The organism is Azospirillum brasilense, assembly GCF_003349955.1.
Classification (GTDB): domain Bacteria; phylum Pseudomonadota; class Alphaproteobacteria; order Azospirillales; family Azospirillaceae; genus Azospirillum; species Azospirillum brasilense_B.
Map to the genome: position 1 here is coordinate 69,813 of NZ_QLKQ01000025.1, position 7,453 is coordinate 77,265.

General features: G+C 71.7%; 8 protein-coding genes. 2 read left to right on the forward strand and 6 right to left on the reverse strand.

The window, feature by feature from the left end; genetic code table 11:
* The first annotated feature begins 57 nt into the window (after window positions 1-57).
* Window positions 58-372, forward strand: a complete 315-nt coding sequence (locus DXK32_RS13370) for a ribbon-helix-helix domain-containing protein (protein ID WP_114858958.1) — start codon at window positions 58-60, stop codon at window positions 370-372.
* Window positions 372-851, forward strand: a complete 480-nt coding sequence (locus DXK32_RS13375) for a thermonuclease family protein (RefSeq protein WP_114858959.1) — start codon at window positions 372-374, stop codon at window positions 849-851. The genes DXK32_RS13370 and DXK32_RS13375 overlap by 1 nt, the downstream gene beginning before the upstream one ends.
* Window positions 852-1,042: 191 nt before the next feature.
* Here DXK32_RS13375 and DXK32_RS13380 read toward each other — a convergent pair whose 3' ends face one another.
* From DXK32_RS13380 to DXK32_RS13405, 6 genes are all read right to left on the reverse strand, one after another.
* Window positions 1,043-2,017, reverse strand: coding sequence for a RepB family DNA primase (locus DXK32_RS13380; protein WP_247877128.1), 975 nt, complete (start codon window positions 2,015-2,017; stop codon window positions 1,043-1,045).
* An 89-nt stretch (window positions 2,018-2,106) separates the two neighbouring features.
* The gene (locus tag DXK32_RS13385; RefSeq protein WP_114858961.1) at window positions 2,107-2,547 is read right to left on the reverse strand and encodes a hypothetical protein; all 441 of its coding nucleotides are present in this window, start codon (window positions 2,545-2,547) and stop codon (window positions 2,107-2,109) included.
* A gap of 7 nt (window positions 2,548-2,554) precedes the next feature.
* Window positions 2,555-3,505, reverse strand: coding sequence for a single-stranded DNA-binding protein (locus DXK32_RS13390; protein WP_114858962.1), 951 nt, complete (start codon window positions 3,503-3,505; stop codon window positions 2,555-2,557).
* Between the two features lie 83 nt (window positions 3,506-3,588).
* Complete coding sequence (locus DXK32_RS13395) at window positions 3,589-4,719, reverse strand: hypothetical protein (protein ID WP_114858963.1); 1,131 nt, start codon at window positions 4,717-4,719, stop codon at window positions 3,589-3,591.
* Window positions 4,720-4,733: 14 nt separating this feature from the next.
* Window positions 4,734-5,354 (reverse strand): hypothetical protein, encoded by a 621-nt coding sequence (locus tag DXK32_RS13400; RefSeq protein WP_114858964.1) that lies wholly within the window; start codon window positions 5,352-5,354, stop codon window positions 4,734-4,736.
* Between the two features lie 229 nt (window positions 5,355-5,583).
* Entirely contained in the window at window positions 5,584-7,089 is a 1,506-nt protein-coding gene (locus DXK32_RS13405; RefSeq protein ID WP_114858965.1) for a hypothetical protein, read from the reverse strand.
* Window positions 7,090-7,453 lie beyond the last annotated feature (364 nt).

Here is a 7,453-nt window from a genome sequence, read left to right on the forward strand (position 1 = left end):
GCTCGCCTATGGGATAAAATCAGATTGGCTTTCTTATAATGAACAGACGCACTCACCATGCCCACCCTTTCCCGCAAGCACCCCTCCCCCCGGCCGGTGTGCCGGAACCTCGTGGTGTCCGGCCGGCGCACCAGCATGGCGCTGGAGCCGGCCTACTGGGCCGACCTCCGGGCCATCGGCGACCGCGAGGGCCTGACCCTCAACGAACTGTGCACCATCATCGACCGGCGGCGGCGCAGCGCCTCGCTCACCGCGTCGGTACGGGTGTTCGTGGTCTCCTACCTGCGCACCGCCACGCCGCCGGCCCCGGCGACCCCGCACACCGACCAGCCGTCCCCGCTGGTGCGCGCGGCGATGCAGGACGTCGGCTGATGCGGCGGTTCGGGGCCACCGCCGTCCTGCTCCTGCTCGCCGGCCCGGCCCACGGACAGGCGGTGATCCGCGGTCCCGTGGAGGCGGTGCCCGACGGCGGCACCCTGGTCGTCGCCGGCACGCACGTTCGACTCTGGGGCATCCGCCCTCTGGCGCTGGAACAGGAGTGTGCCGACGTCCGGGGCCATCGCTATCCCTGCGGGAAGCTGGCGGCGCTGCTGCTGGACCTGCGGACCCGCGGTCTCACCGTGGAATGCCGGCTTGCCCGGGCCGGCTCGGAGGAGCACCCGATGGCGCAGTGCCTGGCGGGGTCGATGGACCCCGCCCGCCTGCAGGTGCTCGCCGGCCTCGCCATCGACCATCCGGCGGAAAGCGGCGGTCACTACCAGCCCGACCAGACCACCGCCGGCCGGCGGCGAACCGGCCTATGGCTCAACCCTCAGCCCTGGCCCTTCGGCGCCCCCGTCTCCGCCGATTGAGCCCCCTCCGGGTAGGAACTGGCCTTCCGGCGGCTGGGCCGGTGCCAGAAACTGGAGGAGGTGGGCTTGGTCCCCGCCCCGGATCGCCCGCGCGAGGTCATCCAGGCTGACGCCCGCCTGCTCCCATGGAACTGGAAGCCGGCTGTCAATTCCTGATCCGGTACGATCACACTCCTCTTACGCCTTTCCCGTCAGGGCGCCTTCTGTTCCGCTTGGATCAGCAGGGACGCCTGCACCGAGGTGAGCTTGGTGTTGATCAGCGACGACAGTTTGCCGTACCGCTGCAGCTGCTGCTCAATGTGCCGGCGCACCTCCGGGGAGGCGAGCGCATCGGCCACCAGCGAGGCCAGATACGGCTTCACGGCCCGATGCCGCCGGACGAGGTCGGGAGACCCGGCCCGGATGATCGCGCGCACGCGGTCCGGATCGGCTCCGGCCTTCAGCGCCGCGACGGCGACGACGCGGTCGACGGCGTCCGGATCGGTCAGACCGTAATAGCGCGCGATGGCGGCCTGCTGCTCGTAGACCTGCCGGGCCTGCTCCTCGGCGAGCGGGCCGTTGTACCCCGCGATGCCGTCCAGCTCGCCGATGGGGTCCACAGCGCCTTCGTAGGCCATGCTCCGGCTGTCCTCGACCCCCTCCACGACATCCGCGGCCCGCTCCAGAAGCATCCGGCCGGCCGGAGCGAGTCCGCCGTCGTCGGCATACAACTTGACCGGCGGCCCGCCGGAGAGCTGCCTCTTCGTCCCGACAACCATGCCTCCGCGCTGCCAGTGCACGGCGCGCGGGTCCTGACCGGCGATGGCCGTCACGAGCCTGGCGGCGGCGGTCAGGACGCGTGGCGCCGTGCCGAGCGGGTCCCCCTTGGGGGCCAGACGGACGAAAGCGTCGTAGCGGGCGGACCCCCGGACCACACAGGCCGGCTCCAGACCCGCCGCGGACAGCTTGGCCAAGCCGGGCTTGGTGACGCGGCTGATCACGACGAGACCGTCCGGCGCCTCGGGTGCGATGCTCACATCGTAGCCGCTGTCGCTCCACTCCCGGACGAGGCCGACGGTGAGCGCCGCAGCGGGCAAGCGGCGGCTCATCCGGCGCTCCGGATGGAAAGGGTCGGCCAGCCGGACCAGGAGTTTCTCCACCCGCAGGGCCGCGACCTGCTCCGGCACGCCCAAGCCGGCTCCCGGCCGGCGAAAGGAGCGCGCCGACGCAAAAGGCACTGCGGTCTGTTCACTCCCAACCCCCCTGTCCATCCCCATCACCAGTCGTCCGCCAAAGCCTCTGCCGTCAGCGACGGCTCGATGTGTCCCGGGAAGGCGGCCACCACCTGCAACTCGTGCGGCGGCGCCACGCGCAACTGCACCAGCCCCATCGCGGCGAGCCCCGAAGCCGCCCGGGTGCGCGCAGCGGCCGACGTCAGGACGTCGCCGCTGTACCGCCAGTATGCCACCACCGTGTGTTCGCCCGCCACCTCACCGTTCGGCGCGGCCCGCGCCCCGCCCCCGAGCAGGAACGCATCGATGTCCTGAACCAGGGCGGAGGGCTCCAGGCGGCCGCGATAGACGGCCACGCAGAGGAAGTCGGAAAAACCGCTTCTTCGGCGCGCCTCGCGGGCCGCCTCGAGCGTGCTGCCGCCGTCGACGTGGTCGACCAGCCCCGTGCGGGCGCCCGGATCGAAGCCGACCACGGTCCACATCATGGCCGGGTCACACGGCCGGGGTCACGCGGCCGGCCAGATCGTCGGCCATGATCCGGGGAGCGAAGTCCTTGCCGTCACGCCGCGTGGGCATGTACTGCAGGCGCGCGTCGGTGATCTCGACGCGCACGCCGTCGTTGACGAAGCCGTTCGCCTCGATGGCCGCCCGATCCCACACCACGACCTCGTGGCAGGCCCGGCTCCGTCTGCCGTCCGGCGCCTCGACCACGGTTTCCACATCGAAGGCCAGATAGGCCGCCTTGTCGCCGCGGCCTTCGCTGAAGCGCGGATCGCCGTGGACGACGCCTTCCAGATGAACGCGGTTGCAGTCCTGGACCCCCTTGGCCTCGTCGTCCGGAAGCCGGCCGATCGAGCCGAAGTCGGCGTCGACCTTCACCCGGACACGCTGCGGGTCGCGGTCGCCCTCCCCCGGCTCGTAAGCGATCCGGCCGTGGACCCGGACGATGTCGCCTTCGCGGAACTCGTCGCGAAGGTCGGTGGCGAGATCGCCCCAGACGCTGATCGGGTGGTAGCCCCGGATGTCCCGGTCGGCGCCCTCGAGCTGGACCTGGGTGTGCACCGACAGCCAGAGCGACGCGACCTTGCGACCCTGGCTGTAGGTCGGCTCTCCCGCGACGGTGCCGACCAGTTCGATCTCGCTGCGCCCCGGATCGGTCTGCGTCCGGTCGTCGGCACGGCCGCGGTCTCCACGACCTCGCCCGCTGCCGCGATCCTCTCCGCCGCGGCCACGATCGCCCCGTTCGTTCCGGTCGCGGTCGCTCCGACCGCGTGCGCCGCGATCCTCCGCGCTGCGGCCGTGGTCGCCCCGCCCTCGGTCGGTCGACCGACCGGTGCGGTCGTCGCTTCCGCCGCGCGCGCTCCGGTCGGCGCCGGAAGGCTCCCCCGCACGCCCGTCATCGCGCCGGTCATCTCCCCAGCGGTCACCGCGGCTGTATCCCATGTCTTGCCTCCAGCTCATAGAATGGACAATGGAGGCAGCGTAGCGACGCAGGGATTCGCCGTTCGAGCACCCGCGTGCACCGGTCAGCGGACACGCCCGTCCCGACGTTCCCGGCGTGGCTGCGGGGGTGTGCCGGCACGCTCCGGCGGCATCGCGGCGGCCATGCGTTCCACGCGCGCGCGGATGGCGTGCACGAGATGGTCCGCGTCTCCGGCGGGGAACGTCCGATCCACGGTGTCGGCCAGAACGGCGAGTCCGTGACGGCGGGCGGCACGGTCGCGCAAGGCTTTCGCATCGGTCGCGCTTGCCCGGGCGGCCTCCCAGCTCAATTCCCCGGGATCGCCGAAGGCCAGCGGGCGATGGGCGGCGTACCACGCCGCCAGCTTCGGGTCTTCTGCCGCCATCGCGTTGCGGGACCGGGCGGCTGCGGTGGGATCGACGGGGTGACCGTCCCGACCGGCCCGCGCCCGCTCGATGTAGCCGGACCCCCACGCGGCGGTCCAGTTCGGGACGCGGCGTTGCAGGTTGTCGAGCTCCTTCATCAGCGGCGGCTCCGCGTCCGGGCGGTCGCAGCGCCGCTCGGCGCTGACGTCGAAGCCGCTGGCCCGGGCGTTGCGGGCAAGCGCCGCGCGCAAGGCGTCGAGGACCAGGCCGTCGCGATCGAGGCGCAGCGGAGCGTCGGGCGGGGTGCCGATCACCGCATGGACATGCGGATGGTCGGCGTGATCGGTGTGCAAGGCCCAGAGCACCGTGTTGTCCCACACCGCCAGAGTCTCGCGGATCGCCGAGGCCACGGCGATCTCCACGCGCGGGGCGTCGGCCGGATGGTCGACGGGAACCGTGAAGACCAGATGGCGCGCGCGGACCCGGTGATCATCGGGGCCCTCCATGGATGGCCAGGACGCCAGAACGGCGTCGATCTCCTGCGGCGGGATCGGGCGGCTCCACTCGTCGAAGACGGCGACGGCATCGCCCGGACGGATCACCGCGCCATCGGCAAGGGCGGCCTTCTGCTCCGCGGCCAAGTCCTCGGGGGCCAGCCGGTCGGCGCGCGCGATGTAGTCCACCAGCCGCGCCACCGAGGCCCTGGTGCGGCGTCCGGCACCGATCGACTTGACGACGCAGGGCCGCAGGCCGCGCCGCTGCGCCCCGGCGGCGATGCCCGCCCGCTCGAGAAGGGCCGCGCGCAACGCGCTTTGCAGGTTCAGGCTCACGTTCGGTCTCCGGATCAGCGGTACGGCGGACGCCGCACATAATCGCGCTGCGGCTTCGGCGAGGGCCCGCCTGTGCGCCGGAAGCGCTCGGCGGTGCTCGTCACCGCGCCCTCGGGCGCCGGCGCCGCCACGGCAGCGGAGGACTCCGGCGGACGATCCGTGGAAATGGACGAGGTCACGGGTTTCGGAGGGCGGCGTCCGAGAAGGTGGGACAATGGCCCGAGGACGTCCCGCTCGATGGCGACCAGCACGCCCTCGATGCGAAGCCCGCTCACCTCCGCCGAAGGCCGCGAGCCGCGTTTCTCCAGGTGAACGTCCCGGACGAGCTGGTTGAGGTTGGAGCAGGCACCCGTCACCTGGGCGAGGATGCTGCGCAACGCCTCGGTTGCCGCCGGTGCCAGAGGCGGCGGCGCCGGGCGTGTCGGCGCGGGGTTCGAGGCCGGGGACCGTGTGTCCATGGACCCGTCCATCGCCGCGCAGTCGGCCTTCACGATGGCCCGGAGGTAGCCGCTGACGTTGGGCTTGCCTTCACCGTCCAGAAAACCACGCCGGCACGCCGCGTCCTTGAGCTGAGCCCGCTCGCTCGGCGAGATCCGGAACTGCACCAGCTCGTTGCGCTGCTCGCCGCGTGGCAAGGGAGGCCCTTCGGGGCGGGCGCTTGCGCGGCTGTAATGTGTTGTCACGACATGCACCTAATCTTGCCTGCACAAAACGTCTGTCGCATCGACCGCCTAATGAGGGGTTGGGCGCCAGCGCCGCAATCCCGGATTTCGGTCACCGAACCCTAAGGTTCATTATTCGCATACAAACGACAACCCAATGTACGGATGGCACCCGAAAATGCATCCGGTCGCCGCAGCAGGCTCAGAAATCGTTCGGAATCCATACCTGCCCCTTGGTCAACGGCACGTCCGGAGGGACGGCTTCCAGAGCCGGGTTCAGATCGTAGATGCGCTCCAGCCGGACGCCGTGCCGCTGCGCCGCCCGCGCCAGGGTTTCGTCGTCCCGGATGTCGGCCACGCGCCGCCGGGCGTCCGCGCGCGGCCTGACGGGGGCCGCCTTGGGGCCGCTGGAGGCCGTCTTGGGCGCGTCCTTCGGCTTGTCCGGCGCCGGGGCGGATGCGGCGGCCAGTCCGGCCAGACGCTTGGTCAGCTCCGTTTCCGCCGCGTTCAGCCGCTCCAGCGTCCGGCCGATCTGGTCCAGCATGTCGGCAAAGCGACGCACGGCCTCGGGGGCGACCGAGGGCGTCGGCGCCGTCGGCACGGCGATGAAGGGAGGCGACGCTGGAGCCGATGCGGCGTCCGGCGGCAACGCTGGCGGCGGCGATGAGGGCCTGCCTGCCGGGTTGGCGTCGCCCGCGGCCTTTTCCGGCACCGGCGGTGCCGATTGCCCTCCGAAGGCGGGTGAAGGTGGCACGGCGGGCGGCAACGAGGCCACCTCCACCGCCGCGGGTGACGGAGGCGCCACGAGGCCGGGAAGCACGCTGCGCCCCGCCTCCCCATCGCCTCCGGCGGACGACAACCCAAGCAGCGGCGCCGCCGCGGGGCTGTCGGCTTCGCTTGGCGGAGCCATGACGCCGCTGCTCTGGGTCATCACGATGCCGAGGATGGCCATGGCCGCGGTGCTGGCGATGAGGACCATCGCGGCGTTCCTGGTGCCGCGCAGGATCGCTTGGCAAACACGATCAACCATGCCACCCAGCCTCGATTGCGGCGAGGCCGGCAGCGGGATCGCGCCGGCATCGCCTCGGCAGCCGTTCGGAACTGCTTGATCCAACGGGGACATCGTCTGCGCGGACGGCCGTTCCGCCGCCATCCGTTCCGCCTGGAGCAGGCTTTGCCGCGCCGCCTCCAGAACCCTCTCCAGTTCGGTGATCCGCGCCTGCGCCGCACCGAGCGCCTGGTTGGCCACTGTGAGGCGGCGCTGCAGATCGCCGGCATGGGCGGCGTTTTCCTCACCCCGGCGCCGGACGTCGGCGAGGGCCGCTGCCTTTTCCTCGTTCCGGCGCTGGGCGTCCGCGAGATCCGCCGACACCTCGTCCAGGCGACGCTCCAGCTCCTGCAGCGCGCCCGGTGGATGAAGCTCGACGTCGCCCGTCCCGTCCCCCAGGAGAGCCGCGACCAACGACCGGACGCTCGTCGCCCCGTCGCGCGCCAGATTGGCGACGCGCACGGTCAGCGGATCGCCGACCACGGCCAGTCCCTGATCGGCGGCGAGCAGGTCCAGCAGACCGGCGGCGTCAGCCTCGCGGTTCGCCCGCGACAGATTGGCGAGGCGCTGCGCCATCTCCTTCGCGGGAGCCGTTCCCTTGAAGTTGAGGCGATGAATGCCGCTTTCGCGGGCCTCGGGCGGTGGACGCGGCGGGTCCATGGCCTCCGGTGAACGTGATGATCGCTTTGCCATGTCGGGGCTGTCTGAAAAACCGATGACAGCACGGTAGCCGGGGACGGCGCAGGCGTTCGAGCACCGACGGGAGGCGGGGCGCCCGGTTTTCCGATCTGGGCGCCCAGCGCCGTTTGCTGGGCGGCCGGCCTCCACGCACGGAGGGGGTTTTTCGGGCTCTGCGACTGAGGGAAGGCGCCCGCCTGGGGATGCATGGGGGAAGGCGGGAGCCCGCTTCAGCCACCCCATCCGGCGGACGGGTGAAGAAAGCGCCGCCGGGGCGTCTCTGCGACAACCCTAGCCCGGATCATTCATCAGCGTTTTGGAACGGCGGTCCGAAGGCGCGTCGATG